The 22589-nt window shown below is 65.3% G+C and carries 14 protein-coding genes and 1 tRNA gene; 9 read left to right on the forward strand and 6 right to left on the reverse strand.

The window, feature by feature from the left end; genetic code table 11:
* Positions 1–598, reverse strand: a 598-nt coding sequence (locus DKL51_RS10250; RefSeq protein ID WP_185734767.1) for a tetratricopeptide repeat protein, incomplete at its 3' end; no start/stop codon positions are given.
* Positions 599–830: 232 nt separating this feature from the next.
* Here DKL51_RS10250 and DKL51_RS10255 point away from each other — a divergent pair.
* Together DKL51_RS10255 and DKL51_RS10260 are read left to right on the forward strand one after the other, a co-directional pair.
* Positions 831–917: transfer RNA gene (locus DKL51_RS10255), tRNA-Leu, on the forward strand.
* A 519-nt stretch (positions 918–1436) separates the two neighbouring features.
* Complete coding sequence (locus tag DKL51_RS10260; RefSeq protein WP_123809598.1) at positions 1437–5858, forward strand: NACHT domain-containing protein; 4422 nt, start codon at positions 1437–1439, stop codon at positions 5856–5858.
* Positions 5859–6352: 494 nt separating this feature from the next.
* Here the strand turns inward: DKL51_RS10260 and DKL51_RS37435 are convergent, their stop codons facing one another.
* A complete protein-coding gene (locus tag DKL51_RS37435) occupies positions 6353–7036 on the reverse strand; it encodes a transposase family protein (RefSeq protein ID WP_423790537.1) in 684 nt (227 codons plus the stop codon).
* A 397-nt stretch (positions 7037–7433) separates the two neighbouring features.
* Here DKL51_RS37435 and DKL51_RS10275 point away from each other — a divergent pair, with 397 nt between their 5' ends.
* The 4 genes from DKL51_RS10275 to DKL51_RS34865 all read left to right on the forward strand — a co-directional run bounded on the left by DKL51_RS10275 (position 7434) and on the right by DKL51_RS34865 (position 11117).
* A complete protein-coding gene (locus DKL51_RS10275) occupies positions 7434–7850 on the forward strand; it encodes a hypothetical protein (protein WP_109964422.1) in 417 nt (138 codons plus the stop codon).
* Between the two features lie 44 nt (positions 7851–7894).
* Complete coding sequence (locus tag DKL51_RS10280) at positions 7895–9874, forward strand: hypothetical protein (RefSeq protein ID WP_123809597.1); 1980 nt, start codon at positions 7895–7897, stop codon at positions 9872–9874.
* Positions 9875–9880: 6 nt separating this feature from the next.
* A complete protein-coding gene (locus tag DKL51_RS10285; protein ID WP_109964420.1) occupies positions 9881–10618 on the forward strand; it encodes a hypothetical protein in 738 nt (245 codons plus the stop codon).
* 178 nt (positions 10619–10796) lie between these two features.
* Positions 10797–11117, forward strand: coding sequence for a hypothetical protein (locus DKL51_RS34865; RefSeq protein ID WP_185734768.1), 321 nt, complete (start codon positions 10797–10799; stop codon positions 11115–11117).
* 752 nt (positions 11118–11869) lie between these two features.
* On the opposite strand, the gene DKL51_RS10295 is transcribed toward DKL51_RS34865, so the two are convergent.
* Positions 11870–14110, reverse strand: coding sequence for a DUF262 domain-containing protein (locus DKL51_RS10295; protein ID WP_124812000.1), 2241 nt, complete (start codon positions 14108–14110; stop codon positions 11870–11872).
* Positions 14107–15816, reverse strand: coding sequence for a DUF262 domain-containing protein (locus DKL51_RS10300; RefSeq protein WP_124812001.1), 1710 nt, complete (start codon positions 15814–15816; stop codon positions 14107–14109). Before DKL51_RS10300 ends, DKL51_RS10295 begins: the two co-directional genes overlap by 4 nt.
* Positions 15817–16053: 237 nt before the next feature.
* On the opposite strand from DKL51_RS10300, the gene DKL51_RS10305 reads away from it, so the two are divergent.
* The 3 genes from DKL51_RS10305 to DKL51_RS10315 all read left to right on the forward strand — a co-directional run bounded on the left by DKL51_RS10305 (position 16054) and on the right by DKL51_RS10315 (position 20734).
* Complete coding sequence (locus DKL51_RS10305; protein ID WP_438819656.1) at positions 16054–17514, forward strand: IS701 family transposase; 1461 nt, start codon at positions 16054–16056, stop codon at positions 17512–17514.
* Between the two features lie 79 nt (positions 17515–17593).
* Positions 17594–20179, forward strand: coding sequence for a CHAT domain-containing protein (locus DKL51_RS10310; RefSeq protein WP_109964416.1), 2586 nt, complete (start codon positions 17594–17596; stop codon positions 20177–20179).
* A gap of 18 nt (positions 20180–20197) precedes the next feature.
* Positions 20198–20734 (forward strand): trypco2 family protein, encoded by a 537-nt coding sequence (locus DKL51_RS10315; protein ID WP_109964415.1) that lies wholly within the window; start codon positions 20198–20200, stop codon positions 20732–20734.
* Positions 20735–21229: 495 nt separating this feature from the next.
* Here the strand turns inward: DKL51_RS10315 and DKL51_RS10320 are convergent, their stop codons facing one another.
* Both DKL51_RS10320 and DKL51_RS37110 read right to left on the reverse strand, forming a co-directional pair.
* Entirely contained in the window at positions 21230–21793 is a 564-nt protein-coding gene (locus DKL51_RS10320) for a Pycsar system effector family protein (protein ID WP_123809596.1), read from the reverse strand.
* A complete protein-coding gene (locus tag DKL51_RS37110) occupies positions 21693–22427 on the reverse strand; it encodes an E2 domain-containing protein (RefSeq protein WP_369008627.1) in 735 nt (244 codons plus the stop codon). Before DKL51_RS37110 ends, DKL51_RS10320 begins: the two co-directional genes overlap by 101 nt.
* Between the last annotated feature and the right edge of the window lie 162 nt (positions 22428–22589).

Consider the following 22589-nt stretch of genomic DNA (forward strand, 5'->3'; position numbering starts at 1 on the left):
AGCGTTCGGCGGGCCGGGCGGTGGTGGCCGGGGCGGGCTGCGGCCCCGGTACGGCCGGTGCGGGCGGGACCCGGGGCGGCACGAGAGGTTGCGGCGGCTGCCCCGGGACGGGAACCGGCGGCAGGGGCATGGTCGGCCCCGCCAGCGCCGTCGGGTCGGGAGCCGGCGTGCCGGGTCCGCCGATGTAGTGCCGGGCGGCGCGTACGGCGGGGTGGTCCGGACCGAGCACCGCGGGCCCGGAGGTGGCCACGCGGGTGTAGTTCCGCCGGGCTTCGTGCCGGTTGCCCAGTTCCTCCGCCACCCTTGCCAGGTCGAAGGAGAGCGCCAGCATCAGGGGGTCGGCGTCGCCACGGCGGCGCTCGCCGGCCGCGTACGCCTCCTCCAGCACCCGGCGAGCCGCGGCCGGGTCGTCCGCCTCCCGGTGCAGCCGGGCCAGCAGGTGGGCGCTGCCCAGCACGTCGGGATGGTCTTCCCCGTACGCCGGCCGGACCGACTCGATCGCGTCGGCGAGCAGTCGACGGGCGGTGGCCAGATCACCGGCGGAGCGCAGGGCGAGTGCCTGATGCTGCGCGGCGGTCAGCTGGGACGGATGGGACACGTGAGCAATGCTGCCGGTACTCGGCGGTCGGACGCTACCCGGGCCGACGGGTCCGGGACGTCGGGCGCCGACGGCACCCTTCTGAGCAGGGCAAACTCTTGGCGTAACCGAGCGGCGGACGGCGATGTGCATGATCCACCCGGGCCGTGTACAGTAATCCCCCGTGCGGCCCCCCAGGGCGGCCGATGGGTGATGAGATCACCGCGGCCGACAGGGTAGGCTGGACGAGCAGGTCCGGGTGGCGGAATGGCAGACGCGCTAGCTTGAGGTGCTAGTGCCCGTATAGGGCGTGGGGGTTCAAGTCCCCCCTCGGACACCAGTTTCGGTGAAGATTCACGTTTTGCGTGACCGGTCACCATACCCGCAGGCGGCTGCTTGTGCCGGTTGTTGCGGGAAGTTTGACTCGGGGTGTCCCGCGACGATGGTGGACATGAGTCCATCTCGGCTACCGCCCTCCGGTGGTGAGCAGCTCATCAGTGCGGCATCAGCTTCGACCGGCCGCAGGCTCTGGCGTACCCGGACTCCCGCAAGACCAGGGTCGGGCTCATCGCTCGCCGGCACGGCGCTGGTTTTGGTCGTCCCTACTACCAGCGTCCGGCTATGAGCGGCTTACGGCGTCATATGCGGCGCCGCGACGCGGCGCAGACGGTGCCCTCGGCCCTGCCATCCCCATGGCGCTGCTCCCGGCCATGCCGCTGGCACCGGTCGCGCACAACGCAGCACCGTGGCGGCCGCTGCTGTTGGTAGCAGGACCGTGACCGTTCGGCATGGCTGATGGGTTCCCGGCAATGTCGGGCCGGCGACGCATACTCGTATCGGGACCGAGAGAGGGGTACGGGTGTCGTCGTTACCAGGCGGAGCAGCCTCGAAGCTCGGCGACCGATACGAAGGCTGGTGGACCCTGCTTCGGGTTGCCGACGTCTTAAAAGGCCAGGCTACGAAGCTGCGGCTCGAACCTCCCGAAGCCGGTGGCGCCGGCATCGAGTTCTGGGTGGACGAGGCAGGGGACCGATGGTGCGAGCAGGTCAAGGACGCCCAGCGCACCTGGACTCTGCATCGCCTGATTACTGAAGGTGTTCTGCCCTCTGTGGCTGGCCATCTTGCGGCCGGCCACAATGTCCGGCTCGTGGCGTCAGTGCAAGCGCCAGATCTTGCAGCTCTGTCGACTCGTGCCCGGGACGCGGAAAGCCTGGCCGAGTACCGCGAGATCCTCACCGACACACAGCTGCCAGGCTTCGAGCGGCTGGCCAAGACATGGAACGTCACCGAGACCGAGGCATGGGGCTACCTGCAGCGCGTGCACGTCGAGCACCGCCCTGCCGAACAGCTTCGCCACCTGGTTCACCTGACCTACGAACTCCTCCTGCAGGGCGACCCGGAAACGGTGGTCAACGAGCTGCGCAGTTGGCTGGACGACCTGCTTCACCAGACGTTGACCGCGCCGATGCTGTGGGACCGCCTCAAAAACAAGCGGTATGCCCGGCGCCTGCTCGCTGGTGACCCGGCCACGGTTGATGCTCTCGCAGCCACCGTGGAGCGGCACCGTCGGCGCGTTGAGGCAATGCGTCCCGCGCATGGCCTCGTCCCGCAGCCGTACGTTGCGCAGTTGGTGGAACGGCTGCGTGCAGCGAACGGCCGGCAGGTGCTGCTGGTGGACGGCCGGGCCGGTACGGGCAAGTCCACGGTCGCGGCGGAGGCGGTCCGGGTGCTCAGCGCGGAGGGCTGGCATGCCGTCACGATCCGGATGGACGCGGTCAGTGCCGACGTGCAAACTGCGGCGGCCGTAGGGCGGGCATTCGACCTGACGGGATCGCCCGCGGTCCTCCTGGGCGGGGTCGCCGACAGTTCCCGTGCAGTGCTGCTCGTTGACCAACTGGACGCGGTCAGCACCTACGGCGGCCGGATGTCGGACTCTTACGACGCGGTCGCGGAGTTGCTTGACCAGGCCGCGCCCTTGCTCAACGTCAAGGTCGTGCTAGTGGTGCGGACCGCCGACTTGACTGCCGACCCGCGGATACGGTCGCTGGTTGATGACCCGCGTGTCGACCGCCTCACCGTCGGCGAGCTGGATCTCGACGATGTCCGAGCGGCTCTGGAGGCGGCCGGATCGGACCCGGCCAGGCTTTCGGATAGCACGCTGCAGCTGCTGCGCACGCCGTTGCACCTTGCGGTGTTTAGCCGGCTGTCACCCGGAAGCCGAGCTTCCGCGTACCGGACCCTCCCCGACCTCTATGAGGAGTTCACCGGGCAGATCCGCCGTGACATCGAGCGTCAGATCGGCGGGCTCAACTGGAGCGGGATCATCGGAGTGCTGGTCCGGTACATGAGCGACAACGAGCGGCTGGACGCTCCGACCGTGGTGCTTGGCTCGGCGTCGCCGAGTGAGGTTGCCGCCCTTCACTCCTACGGGATCTTGGTGTCGGAGAGCAGCCGCGTCGCGTTTTTCCACGAGACGTACTTCGATTTCCTGTTCGCAACGGCGTTCGTCGTTGAGAACCGGGACCTACACGATTACCTTGCTGGCTCCGGGCAATACCTGTTCCGACGCGCGCCGACTCGCCAGGTACTGGAGTACCTGGCCGCGAACGATCGCGAGGCGTTCCGCGCCACGGTGGTGCGGTTACTGACCAGTGACAAGGTCCGTCGGCACCTTCAGGACGTGGTCGTCGCGGTGCTGCAGCAGCTGGACGCCGACGCCGACGACTGGCGGGCGATTGAGCCGCTCGCCTTCGGCGACGGCACGCGTGGACTGCGCCTGGCTGCCCTGCTGTCCTCGCCCGGCTGGTTCGACGCTGCGGACGCGGCCGGCAGATGGGAGGCGTTGCTGGCCGACCCGGCGACCGCGGACGCGGCGGCGCACCAGCTAATTCTTGCCGCTCAGGAACGCCCGGACCGAGCCGTCGCTCTCCTTCGCCCGTACATCGGACGCTCCGAGGCGTGGCGGATGCGATTGCGCGCCCTCATCGAGTGGTCGCTGCGACCTGGCTTGGTCGATCTCGCGGCGGAGCTGATCGAACGCGGCGACCTTGACGACGCCCGGGGGCCGATCGCCGTCAACAGCGACTTCTGGTCGATCCTCTACGGCCTGCAGTCCGACGACCCGACAGGAGCGGCCCGCCTGATAGGCGCCTACCTCCGTCGCGCACACGTCCGCGCTCGGGCGGACGGCAGCGGCGACCCGTTCGCCTCAGGCCACCTCGACACGTACTCATCGAGCGGCGGGGCGTCGACTATCGCCGAGGTCGCGGCAGCCGCGCCGGCGGAGTTCGTTCACCAGGTCCTGCCCTTCATCCGCGGCGTCGTCGACGCCGCCGAGCTGGTCGAGCGGGACGGACTCCGGGCGACCAGCCGATGGCGGTACCGCCATGTCGGCGACGACCACGGGATCCACGACGCGGCGTACAGCGGCGTCGAGGAGGCCCTGCGCCAGATGGCGGTGCTCCAGCCGCAGGAGACGGTTGCGTTGATCCGGCAGCTCGCCGACAGCAGCGCCGACGAGTTGCGGTTCCTGGCCTGCCGTACATTCGCTGCCGCGGGATCCGGCGATGACGCTGTCGACTGGCTGCTCTCCGACGAGCGCAATCTCAGGCTCGGCTGGGTGGACAGTCCGCGCTGGGCGTCCCGGGAACTCATCGAGGCCGCCACCCGGCATTGCGATGACGAGCACCTTTGCACGCTTGCCCGGCGACTCCTGGAGTACTACCCGGCTTGGGAGAAGAGCGCCGAGCGGCGCTACTTGTACGGCCGTGCCCAGTACGAGCTGCTGTCAGCGATCGAGCCGTCACGGCGCAGCACCGAGGTGACCCGGCGGATCGGTGAGCTGGAACGGAAGTTCACCGACTGGCCGTTGACCGGGCCACGGGGGGTCGAGGCCCACTTTGTCGGCTCCCCGATACCCGACAAGGCAGCCGATCTGCTCACCGACCGCGACTGGATCCGTGCGATCCGGAAACACCGAAGCGACAAGAGGGACTGGTCGGGCGACCGCCCAGTTGGCGGGGCGAATGAGCTCGCGAACCAGCTCGGCGCGCGCGCGAAGAGCGAGCCCGAGCGGTTCGCCCGGTTGGCGCTGACCTTCGACACCGACACCCCTTCGGTCTACTTCAACCGGGTGATCGACGCCGTAGCCAGCGGCGTACCTACCGAACTGCTCACGGAGCTGTGCTGCCGTGCCCGCGATGTCGCGGGACAGAGGGCTGGGCGCTCAATCTGCCACGCGATGGAGTCGGTAGGTGCTGACGCGAACGACACCCTCCTCCAGCTTCTGGAGGATTGTGCCAGGGATGACGACCCTGACCGCGAGCTAGCCCGAACACACGCTGGCTCAGGGCAGTACTACTACGGTGGCGACCTGCTCACCGCTGGCCTGAACTCCACCCGAGGCGCAGCGGCCCGGACTATTGCCCGCCTGCTGTTCGCCAGTCCCGAACATGCCGACCGGCTGATCCCGACCATCGCCAAACTTGCGACGGACCCGGTCCTCGCGGTACGAACGTGGGCCGCCGAGGCAGTCGGCGCACTGATGAACCACCAACGCGAAACCGCTGTAAAAATCGCAAACGACCTGCTCGACGAGGCACCGCTCGACCTCTTCGACTCGGTAACCGTCAACCGGCTGCTCACCTACGCCCTGCTACGCGAGCCGGAAACATTCACACCACACCTGCTCCGCGCGCTCACCGGACAGGACTCCGTCGCGGAACGAGCCGGATCCACGTGGGTGGCCGCATCCGTGAACGACCTGCTCGTCGACCCGGCCCCCAGAGACCTGGCCGAGCTGAGCGCACCGGCCCGCCGCGGAGCCGCCGCAGCGTTCGCCTCCGACCCCTCCGTCGCGCCCCAGCAGCTGATCCGCCTCTTCGACGACGAGGACCACACCGTACGCAAGGCTGCCGCCCATGCACTGCGCAAGGTCAGCGATCTCCCGCCTCCAACCGCCGAGACGCTCATCACCGCCTTCGTGACGAGCGCCGCCTACGACGACCACTTCGAGGAGCTGTTCATCGCCCTCGACGACAGCACACGGCTGCTACCCGCGGGTGCTCTGCCAGCCTGCGAAAGGGCCGTCGAGATCGCCGGTCGCGAACTCGGCGACATCCGCACCGCCCGCGCCGCGATGAGCAACCACGTCATCAACGTCGTACTGCGCCTCTACCGGCAAGGAGACAGACCGACCCGGGAGCGCTGCCTCAATGTGATCGACAGTCTCGCCGCGGCAGGAGCCTACGGCCTTGAGCAGGCACTTGCGGGCGAGCGTTGAATCCCCTCTCCGAATCGAGCGGGATCGCGCGGGGTAGGACATCCCTGACTGTCAAGAACCACAGACGGATGGTAGCCGCTAGGAGCCCGTCGTCCTCGCTGGCGATGCGCTGACCACTCCGCCCCCAACTCCGCATTTGCGCAGGCTGAACGGTTCTCGATGTCCGGTTCGCAGGTGGGGGGATCCCGTTCGGCTGCCGTGTTCGCTGCGGATGCCGTCCTCGACGAGCACCTGTTCTGCCCATGTGCGGCGGGAAGGCGGGAACATCGCCTTTCGGGAAGGCAGATCGCCACCGATGACGAGTTCCCCGAACGGCTACGATCGCTGGACCTCGGCTGTCCGCGGCCGGAGATCAACGCCTGTTCGTCACGGTACGCGCCCAACTCGTGGATCGCGGCGGGCTTGTCCTCCGAGCCCGACGGAGGTGGCTGTGGCCGGTCGCCGCCGCGGTCCTGGTCGCCTACCCGCACCCGCCACGGGATCGGCCCTGCGAGCTAGCCGCCTTTCCCGCGATCCTCGAACCGCTGCGCGGCGCGGTCACCGCCGCCCGACAACATCGCCGCCTGATCGTCATCCGCGCCCGCCCGTGGCGCCGACACGCACCGTACGCCAGCCTGGCCCACCCCGGTCATCGACGACATCAGCGCCCGCAGGCGGCGCGGGCGTGGTTCGGGTGGGGGCCGGCGTCGACGAGTCGGTAGCCGTAGGGTGGCCGGCCAGCGAGATGTCGGCCCTGCAGCTCGCCACGCAGGGGCTTGCCGTCGACGGCGATGGTGCGGTACCGCTTCGGTCGCGGTGGCGCCGGGCTGGTACGGGCGCGTAGCCAGCCAGCCAGGACCGCCCGCGAGTGCAGCGGCGTCCAGGCGGGTCAGCACTCGCCACACGGTCGTGCCCACTGGCACGCCCCGGCAGAGTCCCAGCCGGGACCGGCCCTGGTCGTCCAGGTCGTGCAGCCAGCCGGTGATCGCCGCGAACGACGAGGCGCCGGCCAACACCGCACATACCGCGACGGCGAGGAGCCCGGCGAGCGGGTAATGCACCCCTCCCGGGTCACGCGGGTCCGGGACAACGGACAAGGCTTGCAACAGTCCACCGTGTTCACCGTCGGTGACTGGTGCCGGCGCAGCATGGGTGGCGGGTGCGGTGACGGCCAGGGTAGGGATCAGGGACGATGCCATCGGCGGGTGAGGTCTTCCTCGGTGTCATGAGGCGTCGAGACCTCCATGACCACCTTCGGGATCTCACCCGCTTCACTCGCCTCCACAGAAGCCGATCGCCGCGTAAATTCCCAGCTCAGAGCACCATCGCTCGACTACGCAATGGCCCTGGGCGGGAGCCAGGGCAGGGCATGAGACAGCGACCTCACAGGGCAAGCAGACCAAACCGGCCGAACGTGGTAGCCGATCACGCTTGCACCCAATGCAACAGCACCACTATGAGCAAGTGTCGGATTCTCGATCCTAGGATGGCCGCGACTGCGCCGTCCACATTGGCCCAATGGTCTAGAATTCTGCTAGGTCCGGAAGCCGATGATCGCACGAATCGGCTGCTTCAACCCTGCATGAGGAGCGCATCATGTCCATTCCTGTTGAGCTCTTGACCGCCGCCGGCGCCGCCTTCGCAGGGACCATGGGAACGGACGTGTACCAGTACGCTCGAGCACGCTTCAAAGAACTGGCGGGTCATGGCGGATCCTCCGGCGAAGACCCCGCCGAGCTTCAGCAACTCGACATGCTGGAGCATGCCGTCGCTGCACTCGAGCCGGCACAACGGCCGGCATTCTCGAAGGGGGTGCAGGTGCCCATCGAGAAGATTATTTCCACCTGTGTCGACGACAACCGGTCGGAGGAGCTCGAAGAGTTCGTCCGGATCCTACAGGCTAAGCTGGCAGAGTTGAGGCCGGCGTTCGCCCATCAAACGGTCACGGGAAACTACGCGCTCGGTGACATCAATACGGCCGGCCGCGACAACAACTTCGGGACGAATCGCTGATGGTAGCCCCACACCAGGAACTGGTATCCGTGCCGGAGCAACGGGTGGAGAACAACTTCGCGGGTCGCGACATCAACACTGCGGGCCGCGACAATGTCATCACAAACTACCTGACAGGGCTCCGCCACCTGCGTCCACGGCCCGTCGATCCGAACATTGTGATGCCGTCTGACAGATTCGCCCCTCCGGCCGGCTTCGACGCAGCGCTGCAATCAGTCCGATCCACCAGCTTTCTCCCTGCACGATCACGGGTCATTGTGCTCAGAGCACCTGAGTCATCCGGTCGGCGCTCAGCTGGCATGCGCCTCTTGGCCGATGCCTCAGTGCCCGTCGGCCGGCACTTCGAACTCTTACCCGACTGGGACGAGCCCGATGTCGCCACCCTTCCGGAGGAGAGGAATGCGGCTTATCTTCTGAACCTGCGGGGAGTTGCCTCCCCGCTTCCGGCGCAGTTCTTCCAGGACTTGGTCCATTACGCTGGCAAGCTGGATACCGCCGACAGCTACCTGGTGGTCACCGCGTCTTCGGATGTGTGGGCGGGGAGATTGCCCGAGGCGGCTACGGGCATTCGCGTGGTCGACATCGAAAGGCCGGTCCCTCGTAAGGTCGTCGAGCACTATCTGCCCGCTGATCGCGTAATCTGGTTGGACGACCCTGGCAGTAGCTTCTTTGGTGTACTCCCGGCCGAATCAGCGCCAAGCGAAGCTGTCCGACTGGCAGACGTAATTGTCAGGGCCAAGGGGCCGGTCGACGTAGAAAGATTGGACGAGTACCTCGGCTGGACCGACACTGTCCGCAGCTGGTTCCGTGGAGGCAGCGGCGACGTCGAGTCCCGTGCGATCCGAATCGCCGGAGCCGTCCTGAACGAGGCGCCCGCGGCAGTCATCCTGGACAGCGCAGACGCGCTCCTCCGGGCGCCGGAAATCGATCTTCCGCGGGAGGCGGGGGGCCTCCTCGCACGGCCAGACGCCAGCAAACGCCTTGAACCCGCGGGAATGTCGTTTGATCCGGGCACCGGAACCGCGCATCTGGTTCATGCGTCTCAAGGCCCTGCGCTCCTGACGTATCTCTGGACGCAACACATCCAGCTCAGTCAGGTACTCACTCGTTGGCTCCAGGAGATCAGCTCGGGACCGGCAAGGGGAAACCTTGACGTGCTCGCCGGGTCGCTCACGACGCTTGCCCAAGCGGTGGGCATTTCACCAGTTCTCAAATTGGTGGACGGCTGGCTCGCCTTGAACGATGTCGGGAGCATCGACCTAGTGGGTGACCTGCTCTCGGACCTCGCCGTTCATCCGACGCTCGGCGGCAAGATCAGGCCCGAGCTGGCGAAGTGGGCTGGCGGAAAATCGCAACCGGCACGACAGCAAGCGATCGCTCACGCCGTTGCTAACGAGTTTGGGCGAACCTATACCAGCCAGGCCCTAAACAGAGTTCGAAGCCTTCTCAGGTCACCCGGAAGCGAAGACGTTCGTCAGCGTGCGCTGAAGGCACTACGACGGCTGATAGCAACGCCCGAGCTTACGGCGCTGACCGTCGACACCTTGGTCAAGTGGATTTCCGCCGAGACGGAGACAGCCACGGTCGAAGCAGGTGTGTTCCTCAATGCCTTCTCGCCGTTCCCGAATGGCAAGCCAGCGCCCGAGCCTCTGCTGCAAGCACTATCTCAGGAGAACGAAGCTGGACAGGCTATTCGCCGCCGGCTCATCGAAGGATGGGTTCAGGTCGCTGAGCGGGAGCATCGTACCGGGCCCGTCCAGGAGGCGTTGCTTGAGTGGCGACGCGCCGCTGAAACCAACCTCGTGCCAGAAGAAACATTCGTCGATTTCATGGTGTCTCTCGGCCGCCACATGGGACACGTGGACCCCCTCTTCCTCAATGTCGTCAAGGCAGAGGGTCGATTGAAGGACAAACTAATTACTAGGATTTTTGCCGATGTAGCAATCGCCTACGATCGCGCACCCGAGGGATCGATTTCTGTCGCAACGGTCATCACCGGTGCGCCTGACATTGCGAACGATTAAAGCTAGATGAGGATCACCACCTGGATCAAGGGGCTGTTGTCCTTCCGGCACAGCTCCTTTTTTATGTATCCGGAGACTCTGGACCACGGCCTCCACTACGACGTACGTCTTCGCTACTCCTGGCGACCGAATCCCGATTGCCTCCACGGCCAGCCGCGCATGCCGGATGCACTTGCCCGGCATGTTCTAAGAGAAACGGTGAGAAGAATCGCGGGTCAATACCGGCTGTCCGAGCACCGCAGAGCGGAGGACGCGGTCAACGCCGAGCTGTGTCGCGACGTCTGTGATGCCGAGGCTCGCATCCTTATCAGCGGCAGCGGACGAATTTCCGTCTCCCGCGCCGCTCGGCGGGCAATGCGACGACGAACCGCTGAGGAGGATGCTCTTCACACCGCCTTCGCCCGTGAGACGGTTCAGCTGCGGATGCTGCAGCGCCGCCTCACTGATCCTGCTCTCGGGCTGGTCTGGTGGGTGGACCGCTACGCCGACCTCCAGTTTGCTGCCGGAGACCCGAAAGCCAAGGTCACCTCGATCGTCGCCGCCTTCCAGACCCTACGGGAAACACTCGCCGACGCCGACGACCGGGATGCAGAGCCCCGAGTGCAGATTCGGCGGGCCGTAGAAGAAATTCTCGCCGGCGTCGAGGACCCTGATACCTTGGTGCTGGCTATGGAGCTGTTACATCGAACCCTGCGGCAGACAGGACTCGTCACGCGCATCCACCAGAGGGGTGTGTATGACTAACGGCGGAACCGCTGATCAAGGGCGGCGCGAGGGCTGAACGCATTTGCCCAGAAAGGCTGACACTCAGCCCAGCGAGGCCACGGCGCACCCGGCCCTGCCACCGCGAGCGCTCGGGCGTCCGATCCGGACGACGCCGCTGCTTCTCCACAGTGCCCGCTGGCCGCTATAGGCTTGCGGCATGAGCACCCATGCTGAGCATGGGTGCCGTAAATTTGTGCAGCTGATCAAGGCGATCCTGACCAGCGCCCGTGGCGGCTCGGACGAGTTGCTGCCGTCGAATCCCCCCTCGGACACGACCCATAACCCCACGGTGCGCGCTGAGATCAGCTTCAGCGCGCACCGTTTGTGTGTCCGGGTGGTAAGTCAGCCGAAGCCCGAGCTGCCGGTAGACCTCGGCCTTGTGGTCCGGGTCGGCGTCGCGGAGCACGGTGACGATGTCGCCGAGCGTTCGGACCAGGACGTCGATCTCGGAACGGCTCATCCGGCGTGGCTCCGTTAGCTGTGTCGTTTGAAGCGCCGCTTCGGCTCGTGTCCGTTCGGCCTGGGTATGGGTGATCCAGCCGGTGACCACCGCGGGATCTGCACCGGCGTCGAGGGCCGCCCGGTAGGGCGGCAGCTGCACCAGGGTGCAGCCCGGGTGGTCGGCCGGGAGCCGCCACGCTGTTGACCCCGGTCGTTGCGCTGCCGTCGGGGTTGTCGACCGTCCATGAACTGTTGTCTTCGCCTGGCTGGTCAAGTTGCTTGTCCGGTGCGGTTGCCGGACCGGGCCGTCTACGTCCCTGATGTTGGCGACCGGATGGCTGGGTCATGCGCCTCCGTCCGGCGGTCGAGCAGGTCGAGACACTCGCCGTTGTGTGCCGGTTGAGCGGGCGGGCGTGGAAAAGCGGCCGGTGCCGTTAGGCACCGGCCGCTCGTCGAACAGGGCGGGCGTTAGATCTATGCGGTTGTCATGTCACTTGGCGATGCCGGGATGGGGCGACCCCTGCTTGATGGTGGCGTGCCCTGCCGGGCGTCAGCGTGGACTCACAATGCTCTGGAGAGCACTTCTTTCACACCGAAGAGGTCACTGGTTCGATCCCAGTATCGCCCACCGTAGATATTTGCAGGTCAGAAGCCCGTCGCCGGAATACCCGGTAACGGGCTTTTTGCCGTCTGCCCCTTAAATTGGGAGCAGATTGGGAGCAGCCTGCTCCCCGCGACGTCGGCGATCACCAGCGGCATGACGGGACGGGGCTTCGTGGCCGGCCAGCGTCACAGCCCGGCGGCGATGAGTTCCGTGAGCAGCTTGGCTCCTCGCTCGACGCGGTCCTCGGTGTCGAACGGCCGGCCGTCGCGTTGTAGTTGCGGGATCCGAAGCAGGTGGTCCTTCCCGATTCCTGAAGCCTGGCAAACCGCGTCGAAGGCTTCTCGATCTGCCTCGCCGGGCGGTGGCATGAGCTGGAAGCCCTGTTTGACGCATCTGACCCTCGTGTTACTGGCACGTAGGTCCATCCATCGTGCGGCGGTTTCGTAGCCCATAAACCACGAATCCTCGACAGCTTCTTTCTTCTCGGTTGCTCCCCGAACAGCTAACAGGAATGGGTCGCGGTACCAGCTGTTCAACTGAGTCTTGTCCAGCATGCACAGCTGGAAGCCCATCTCCCCGCCAATGGTGAAGTAGATCCCGGACTTGCCGGAGCGCATAACGTCGTACTTCACGAGGTAATACCGCCAGTCGAAGGCATCCTGCTCGCCGATCCACTGTTGGCGGATTTCCCGCAGCACGTCGCGCAGGTTTCCGTCCGCCTCGGAGATGGCGTCGAGTAGTTCGGCAAGAACCTTCGACGTGCGGCTCAGGTTCGAGCGCCTCGTGCCGGTGAGCAGACCACGCCACCAAAGATCATCCTCAGGGGATCCAAATCTGAAGGAACGGGGATTCGGGTGCCGGGAGTAGTCGCCTTTCGCCAGCAGGGCACCGGTCAAGGCCGGCCAGAGACTCCGAGCCGCCATGACCTTTCTAAAGGACCCGGCACGGGCGGCGAGTCGATCGGCATCGAGCTCGATGGCGACAAGGGATCCGCGTAAAAGCCGGTGATCCTCAAGGGCGAACACGACGCTGGTCAGCTCGGGATGCGCCGTCAGAAACGCGGCCTTCGCTTTTTCATCCTCGATCTGAGCTTCGTTGAACGCTGACAGACCTGCCAACGCCTCCTCCGGAGAGGCGCCCCGCACGAGGGACGCGACCTCCCGGACGAGCGCGGGCATGTTCTCCAGGCGAAGCTCGTTGCTCGAGGCTTCGAGCAGGTTGCGCAGCATGCGGAGCCGGCGGGGAAAGCCGTCGGTCTGGTAGATCCGGTGGATGAGAACGGCGTAGAGCGTGAGCGTCTCCGCCCAGCCGAACATGCGGCTCCCGCCAAAGGCGTAGCTCTCGCAACAAGCTCGGAAGTGATCGATCGGCTTGGAGCCGAACAGCAGAACCTTCTCCCCGCTCTGCGAGGCGCTGGTCGTCAGGAGATCGGCGAAGAAGGTGGCGACCTCCGTGTCCCGCCACGCATTGAACGCGTCGAAAAGGAAATCGAGGTTCTGCGGTCCGTTCGGTCGGCCCGGGCCGAAGACTTCCTCCGCTCGTGTCTCCAGCCGTTTTCGGGAAATCGTTCCGTTCTGCCACTCGGCGATCTGTGTGACGAAGGTGAAGTAGCGGATGAGTTTGTCGTCGACGATGTCGTCCGTGCCGCGGTAGGCCCAGAAGAGATCGGACCAGGGACCATCGACACACTCAGCGAATTCCGCCGCACGTGGCGAGCCTTCCAGAGTCTTCTCGAACCTCGCCTTGAAGTTCTCGAACGGCGTGAGCGGTTTACCACGCGAGTTCATCTTGATGTAAAGCTCGTCGCCCGCCCCCATCTCCTCGATCGGAAGCAGGTGGAACGAGATCGCGGGGTCGGCGTCGTCGGTCACCCGTGACCACGCCGCCTCCATGTCGATGTCCCGGAAGTGGCTGTCGATGGCGTCGATCATGACGAGCATGGACCGAATGGTCGGATCGTGCCGCCACACGTGCAAGTACCAGAACTGATCTTTGATCCAGATGGACGGTGCCCCCACTGCGCGCGGCGGCGGGTTCTCGGTGAGCCGTTCGCAGAAGAGCCTTGCGCTGGCCCTGGTCGCGTACGAGAAGCGGGTCCAGTCCAGCCCGACCTCGAGCCGATCCGTCCGGAACGCCAAGTACCAGTGGAGCAGGAACAACGTCGTGAGCCGCTGCTGACCGTCCAGCGGCCGCAGTGTTCCGCCCTGGACGTCGCCATAGACGAAATCTAAACCGACTCGCGTTTCTCCGACAGCCGCCGCGAGTAGGACATCTAGGAAGTCGGATCGTATATCGGCGACTGCCGCTTCCACCCGTCCTTGGGCGTAGTCCCGTTGGATCAACGGGATCTCGATACGTTCGATGGCGGCGGCCTCGTCACCGCGAGGACGGAAGAGGCCGACGTAGCTCGTGACGATGCCACTCATGCGGCACTCGAAGCGGTGAGATACGGGCCGAGCAGGCGAAGCATCTCGGCAAGGTAGCCTTCACGATCTTTGGTACCCCAGAAGTGCGTCTGCTGGGCGTGCGCGTCGGTGTAGTACTTCAGGAAGGCGTCGCGAGTGCATGCGGGGATGTAGGCACCGGCCTTATCTCGTCGGATGATCTCCTGTCGTTTGACCTCGAAGACGGAGTTGCTCAGCGCGCTGTTGTCGCCGCTTGCCAGCAGGGCGAGATTCGAGATCGAGTGAACCTCGTCCTCAGTCTCGCCATCGACCGAGAGGCTACGGACAACACGCTCCTCCAGCTCACGAAACCTATGCTCGGGTAGCGGGCTTGTCGCCAGCGCGCCGTCAATGTCCGCGAGCAGCATGTCGCGCTCAGCCTCGTTGTCCGCCGGAACGGCGGACAACGCCCCACGATGCAGCCGAAGCCATTCCGTCCATTGCTCGGCCCTGCGGAGGGGCTCTGCGTTCTGAGCGTGAATGTGTTCCAGCGACCATGCTCCTGATGCGTGGGCCTGAAATGAATACCGTTCGGACGAGCCGGTGCGCCGGCGGATGGATTCCACGTTCATCAGGAGAAGAACCTCGGTGCATTTCTCAGAGGGGTAGGTAAGCTCTCTAATCTGCTCGGCGGTCCGAGCGAGTCGTGCGCGAATTCTCGTGGTGAGGAGGACCTCAAGTTCGGATCTTGCCCGGCCTCGGGCGAGGTTCACAACGTTCTCGAAAGGCTCACCCATCGCCACTAGAAAACCGATCCGATGGTAGAGATCTCGGTCCTCATACCAGCCGAGGAGCAGGGAGTGCATAGTTTGGACGTCGTTCCACACCGAGCGTGCCGACTTCTCGATGCGCGGGCGCAAGGTCTCAAAGGTATGGAAGAGGGGCCGCGATCCCCGGACCGGCGGCCTCGAAATGGCGTCTGCGAGCGTATCGAGGATCAGGCGGATGTGGGTCGCCTCTCCGTGGGCCTTCTTAGTGACGAACGCCCAGACCTCGGGTGCGCGCAGATCCCGCTCGATCACATCCCACTGGGCCGCCACTTCGTGAGCCTGATCGGTCTGTCCAGGCGTGTCCCGTACCCTCGCGAGGAGAAGCGCCTTTACAAGCTCGGCGTCGGTCAGCGGGATCCGTCCGACATTGAGTCGCCGGAAGAGCTCCTTCGAGTCCATCTGCGCGGGCGCTTCGTACCAGATGACCTGGACCGACTTGGACATGGCGGTGTAGAAGTCGATCGCTGCCTGAAGCTCGTTGCCTTGACGTTCGAACCACTCACGAATACACACATAAGCTTTGTAGATGTGGAAGAAGTCAATGTTGCGAGTATGGTCATCGGGGTTCAGCTCCGACAAATAGGCTTGACTGTCGGGCCTTGTCTCATATTCCAGTAGATAGCGTGGATGTGCGGTCGGAAGGGCGTTGAGCCGGATGTACTGAAGGATGAGGAAGAGCGTCGTCAGGCGCTGTTGCCCGTCGACAAGCTCCCACCTGCCGTCGGCCAGCCTCTTCACCACGATGGGCTGAAGATAGTACGGCTCGTTGCCGCTCTGCTGAATGTCTTCAAGCAGTCGACCGACCTCGTGCTCACCCCACCGGTAGCCGCGCTGGTATCCGGGAACGAAGAAGTGGCCATCGAGGTCGCCGACGAAGCGCCGCTGGAGTGTTGCCTCGTCGAAGGTCGGCTCCGGCATGGCAGTGAATCTAGTACGCCAGCGGCGGGATAGACACTGCCCGTGAGTCAGGACGTCGATCGGGTTCGCCAGCGCGGTGGCGCGTCTAGCCGCCGTTTGAGATCTTGCTGCTGTCGCGGGGTGGACGCGAGACGGCCACCGCGTGATCGTCTGTGCGTTGTGGACACAACATCAGATCTTGCGGTGGCCGCGGGCCACAGCGTAGACCGTGACGGCTGGGAGCGGGTGTTGGCCGGGGTGCTCGGCTCGTTCGCGGGCCGGTCCCCGCGGGTGGAGCCCCGTCGATGCGCGGCGACGTCCGTGACCCGGCTGCTGTCCGATCTTGAGGTCAAGACGTGTTGGCAGTTGGAGGAGCAGGCCGGCCACGCTCGGCCGGATGCGATGCAGCGGCTGCTGTACGGGGCGGTGTGGGACGCCGACGCCGTGCGTGACGACCTGCGGCAGGTGGTGGTCGACGGGTTCGGTGACCCGGACGCGGTTCTGGTCGTGGACGAGACCGGTGATCTGAAGAAGGGCGTGCACACCGTTGGGGTGCAGCGGCAGTACACCGGCACGGCCGGGCGGATCGAGAACGCGCAGGTCCGGGTGTTCCTGGCCTACGCCGGCCGGGACGGGCACACCCTGATCGACCGCAGGGTCTACCTGCCGGCGTCGTGGACTGATGACCGGGATCGGTGCCGGGCCGCCGGCGTGCCAGACGAGGTCGGATTCGCTACCCGATCCGAGGTGGCCGCCGACATGATCGCCGTCGCCGTCGACGCCGATGTGCCGGCGGGGTGGGCCGCTGCGGACGAGGCATACGGCAACAGCAGTGCCTTACGCGTCCACCTACGCCAACACCGGCTGGGCTACATCCTGGCGGTCTCCCGCGGTCACCTGGTGCCCCTCGATGGCGGCAAAGTCAGGGTTCGCGCGCTGACCGGGTCGCCGCCGGGCTACCGGCATCGGCGTGGCAGCGGCGCAGCGGCGGCGCCGGATCCAAGGGGCCGAGGTTCTACGACTGGGCGTGGCTCGACGATGTCGCTAGCGACGCCGACCCCGACGACGGAGGCCGGCACAGCCTCCTTGATCCGCAAGAACACCTCGACCGGTGAGCTTGGGTTCTACCGCTGCTGGACCCCACAACCGGCCACCCTCGCCCAGCTCGTGCGGGTCGCCGGGATCCCCTGGACCGTCGAAGAGAGCTTTCAGGCCGCCAAAAGCCAGGCCGGCCTCGACCAGCACCAGGTCCGCCGCTGGCACTTATGGCACCGGTTCACCACACTGGCCCTGGCCGCCCTGGCCGCCCTGGCCGCCCTCGCCGTCCTGGCGATCTGCGCCGGCGACGCCGCCACCCGCGCAACCAACGACACCACGGGCCTGATCAAGCGGGCGGTCAACGAAGTCCGTCGCCTGATCAACCTCTTCATCATCCGGCCGATTGGGTGCTGCCGCGGACGGCGTCGACATGGGTCCCGCGAGCTGAGACGCGAATCCCACGTGCAGAGCCCTGACCTGGGCCTCCAGCAAGCTGACCTCTTCGGCGAGCCCGAAGAGGCCCACGTCCGTTCAGGCAGGGCTACGCAGCGCCAGCTCGGAGGTACCGGTCAGGCGATTGGCCTTCTTCGCCAGATGCCCTCATCGGCCGGAGCGCCAGTGATCGACTTGAGTGTCGGGTTGCTGCCGCTTCGTTGCGTGCGCTGGCGGCACCTGCAATAACTAGCCGGTGGGCACCGGCGGTGGGCGTGGTCGGCCGGATCGAGTGGCGCGGCAGGTGGCAGCGCGGCGAGGATGGCCCGTGCAGCAGGAACGGGTGGCATGGCTGCTACGCGTCAATCGCCTGTACGGGCAAAACGAGCAGTGGTTACGCGGCGCCGTCTTCGCTGCCGCCTTCCAGGGCGGCTGCTGGCCCGAACGCACCAGCGTGTACCGAATTTCTCGCTGGGAAACAGCCAGGGTTCGCGTCCCTTACTTGGCGGTACGCCGGTACGAGGAATTGCTGCAGCTACCCACCAATAGCCTCGTCGCGCCGATCGACACGATCGACCGTTACTCGGCCGCGACCGTCGGCAGCGCCGCGCTACTCGGCAGGCGTCCGCATGAGGGAAGCCCCCTGCAGGTGCCCGGGCTGGAAGAGTTGATAGAGGTGGCCCGCTCCGACGAGATGTTGACAGGGGCGGACTGGGACGAACTGGCCAGCTATCTCGCTATCGCGTCAGGACAAGCGATCACGCCGGGTTCGGCGGGGACGGACATCGCTGAACGGGCGTTAGCGGCTAGAGCTCCGCGTCGCCACATCTTGATCAGCGCGGCGAAGCTCGGCCAGGCATCGAACGCCCGCCCGACGGGCGCCGCAGGGGCCCGTCAAAGCCTCATTGCCCGAATCGCGGATGCCGTGATGGCCAACATGCCCCGCCATGTGCCCAACTTCTACGATCATCTGATACCCGTACTACTCGACGAGCTGCTGTTCCATCCCGTTTCCGACGTGCGTCTATCCGCAGCAGTCCTGCTCTTCGGAACGCCGTACCGGCGGCCGCTCGCCACCGCGCTCGCCGCGGAGCTACCCAGCCATGCCGCGGCCTCCAGCATCGATGTGGCCCCCACCATGATCGAGGCGCCGGAAATTCTAGGAGAACAGGAAAATCTGCGACAAACGGCAACTGGCCGAGACGGATTGTGGTCACCAGATAGTGGAGCCGCGCTCCGGTTAGAAGAATACCTTTATCCGCGCGAGCTGGCGGTTACGGAAAACGACCTGATACTGCGCGACGCACTTGTCTCCCAAGCGATTAACCGCAGCAGGAAAAGAGAGACAGTTTCAGCGGAAGGCAGGGCCGGAGCCGCCGTGACGGCAGCCCCAATAGAAGTGCGAGTTCGGGGTGACCAGATGGGTGCGGACGAGCAACTCGTCCTCGCCGAACCAAACACGCACCGTCCAGTCGATCCGAAGCACGTGTTAGTAGCTCAAATGCCGTCACAGGTGCCGGTCGCGACACCACTGAGCCTTCTGGTGCGCATCTGCCGTCAAGCCGAAGTCACCGTCAACGCCCCGCACGTGACGCTGGACAAGCTGCGGGTGGGCGTTGACGGAGTCGTCGTAACTGTAATCGTCAACGCCGGTAGCGGTCTGTCCGCGCAGGGCCCACGCCAGCAGGACATCGAGGTCTCTCCGTGCGGTGACCCAGCCCCCATCCGCTTCGAATTCGTCGCTGCGGCAATGGGCCTGCAAAAGGTTCAAGTCACTGCCTGGGTCGGCGGTACGTTCCTCGGTGAGCTGACCCTTGAGGTGTCGGTGACTCAGAACGCCCTCTACCGTGACGCCCCTCCCCGCTCCGCGTCCCTGGCACCCCTAGTACCGAACCCCGGCGAAGCGACGCTGCAGGTGCTGTACGACGGAGTCCATTACCGATTCCAACTGCTGTCGTCGTCGCACATGTTTGAGATGGTGCACGTCGACTCGTTGGCGGCTCAACCCGGCCCCGTGGTCGAACGCACCATCGCTGAACTGGATCAGATGGCCCGAGGCAGAAGCGGATATTCCGGCGGAAACGCAAGCCGGTGGCTACGCAATGCTGGGATCCAACTGTGGAGCGAGATGGTTCCGGCAGCGATCAAGGACCAGTTTTGGGAAATCCAGCCGCAAATCTCGTCGTTCACCATCGCTTCTGACCGCGATGTCATTCCCTGGGAGTTGCTGCACCCTCTCGCGCCTAGCCACGATGAAGGCTTCCTCGTGGAGCAGTTTCCCGTGCTCCGTCGGGTGTACAACCAGCAACGGAGCCACCGCATCAGCCTGAGCAACCCACGATTCGTGGTACCTGAGAACTCTCCCACGGACGCAAAAGCCGAGGTGAGAACAATACGCGAGACTCTGGGCGTCGCCACCGAACCGGACATCGACGAGCTCGACGCGTTACTAAATTTGATTGACGCTGGCGAACTCGGGATGGCCCACTTCGCTTGCCACAACAACTACCGCCGTGAAAAAGGTGGGTCCGCGATCAAGATGCGCAACGGCAATTTTTCTCCGCTATTGCTCAACGACGCGGCAGCCACCAAGAACTTCGCCGCTACCCACCCCCTGGTGTTCATCAACGCGTGCCGCAGCGCTGGCGCAGTGCCTCAGTACACCGAATTGATGGGGTTTGCTCAGCGTTTCATGGCGGCTGGCGCGGGCGCGTTCGTCGGCACTTTGTGGGCAGTGCACAGCAGTCGTGCTGCCGCATTCGCCGAGGTGTTCTATCAGCAGTTAGTGGCCGGTGAGACGCTCGGTGCTGCGACGAAATGTGCCCGCGTGGAGATCGGCAAGCATTCCGCCGACCCGACATGGCTTGCCTATTCCGTCTATGGCGATCCTTCAGCGCTGGCCGCCGCCCCCTAGCCGTCAAAAAGGAGAGCAGTGGAGATCACTGATACTGGTGTCGCCGTAACCGACATGGTTGCCGCCATTCAGCGGGCCGCTACGCTAGCAAACATCTCAACCACTGACGTCGACCGCGACCTGCGCATCATTTCACTCGAGTTGACTCTGAATGTTGTCGTGATCACCGGGCGTGGCGCCAAGGTCGAGCTCAAAATCCCATTCATCGGCATGCCTCTGTCTTTTGGTGGCAAAACTAGGAAGCAGAACACGAACACCCTTACTATGACGCTCGTTCCGCCGGACCTCACCGAGGAGCACGAAGTTCGCGCCGGCGGGGACGTCGAGGACACCTTGGTCGAGGCGATCGAGACGATTAGGGATGTGGTGGCTCAGGCGGCGGTTGGCGACGATACCTTCACGCTACGGGACAGCAGCGTGGAGTTGTCCTTCGCGGTTACCGACCACGGCTCGGTCGCCCTAGTCGGCTCCACGGAACTATCCGACGAGGTGACCCACCTCCTAAAGGTGACCCTCGCTTCGGCCCGAACTGCAGGGCATCAGAAGCGACCCTAGTGCTAATAGGGATACCGCCGTCCATCTGTCGGCTCCGCCTGAAAACTGACCCCGTGGTTCCTCGTGGGTTCAAAATCCGGCCGGAACAGAGGGGTCAAGGTTGAGCCGGCGTTGACACCATCTCGACAACATCGGTGATTGCCAGCGGTCTTGATCGGCGAGTACGATCTGGTACCTCGTGCCGGAGCAATGCCCCTCAGGCCGGCGACTGCGACAGGGTGCTCGTGACCTCCACAAATTCACGCCACTTCTCACAGACCGTCGCCGCGACGGTCGCGAGCAGGGGCGTCAATGGTGGCCGGCCGCCGTGTTCACCCGGCCCTCCCATCCGAGGCGGGGCGCCTGCTCGGCGTCGTCGAGGATCCTCCCCGGCATGATCTGCGAGCGACGCCCATAGCGCGTGAAGACTTGGACATTCGCGTCAGCGGCCTCGGCGGTAGAGCAGCTCGGGCTGTGGGGCGAGGGCGGCTGGTCCAGGTCACGCGCAGCCTGCTGCTAGACCATAACCACGAGGAAGATGGCGATGTAGCCAATGGTGGCGATCAGGAGTGCGCCCTGCAGGATCCGGTGCTTCCACCAGTTCCGCTTCGCCATCGCCGTAAGCTGTTGAGAAAGCTGGTTGAAGTGCTCCGTGGGCGTGAGGCGCTCCAGTTGCTCTGCTAGGTCAGCTGGATCTCGGTGGCGCAGGTGCCCGAAGTAGATTGTGCCTCGGTGGCTGCGGTGCCTGCTTACCCGGCCGAGCATCGGATAGACAGCGGCTCCAGCAGTGGAGGCTGCCACGCCGCACAGGGTGATCGCGATGGTGAAGACCATCTCCCGCCACCCGCCGAGCTGCTCAAGGTAGCTCCCCTTCTGTGTGCGTAGGGCGAGGATCGCCGCGATGGCCGCGCTGTTGACCGTGAAGATAATGGACGCCTTGGTGTCGACCTTGGCCGTCCAGTTCTCCTGGGCAGTGTGGCTACGCCATGCCAGGTCCAGGTTCGTCTTGATGTGGTCGACTGCCGGGGCTGGAGCCGTCGAGGCTAGTGGCGTCGGCGGATTTGCCGGCGTTGTGGTCATCGTTGTCCTCCATCAGAGCGAGTAGCGCGTTGAGCACGGTTCCAGCAACGTAGTCGTCGTTCAGTGCCTTGAGCAGGGGGCCTGCCCATGCCGAATGGCAGGACCTCCAGATCCGTCCCGATCCGCAGGGGCACAGGCTGGCGGGGTGAACGCGTTGCTGTTTTTCGTGGATGTTCCACACGGTGAGGACGAGTCGGCGCAATGCTGCTTGGTCCATCCCGGCGGCGTGCTCCTGTGCCCATTGGCGGTAGCCGTCCAGTCCGTGCTTCCACTCTGGCCCAGGCCACGCTGGGGTCAGGCCTCGCGCTTGCCGGTCCTCGTAGGCCAGCTGTAGGCGGAGGAACTGACGAACCCGGTCCAGGTGTAGTGCCAGGCCGTCGGGGCCGTCAAAGTCGGTCGGGGCGGCCACCGGGAGCCAGAGGCAGAATCGTCCGTCGCTCTCGATGTGTCGGTCCGGGTTCCCCCGGGGGAACCGGCCGCCGATCTCGTAGGTGTCCGGTGGCTGGAAGGCATTGACAGCGCCGTCGGGCGAGCGCTGGTAGACCAGCCGAAGTTGAAACTCCCGAGGAATGCCGGCACCTGCTCGGAGGCGCAATGTTCCGGTGATCGTGGCGTGGCCGCCCTCGGGAATCATCGTCAGCTGCAGGCCGGGTTCGTGGACCTGCAACCAGCTCTGGTGGGTCTGAAGCCGGCGGCGGGCTTCGGCGCTGATGCGTGGCCGGTACGCCACCCTGCCCCTGGGAAGGGTGGCGCCTGCCCGTCGGCGAGCACCCCCACCTGATCGGTTCGCCACTAG

It is taken from the genome of Micromonospora globispora (assembly GCF_003857015.1).
Lineage (GTDB): Bacteria > Actinomycetota > Actinomycetes > Mycobacteriales > Micromonosporaceae > Micromonospora > Micromonospora globispora.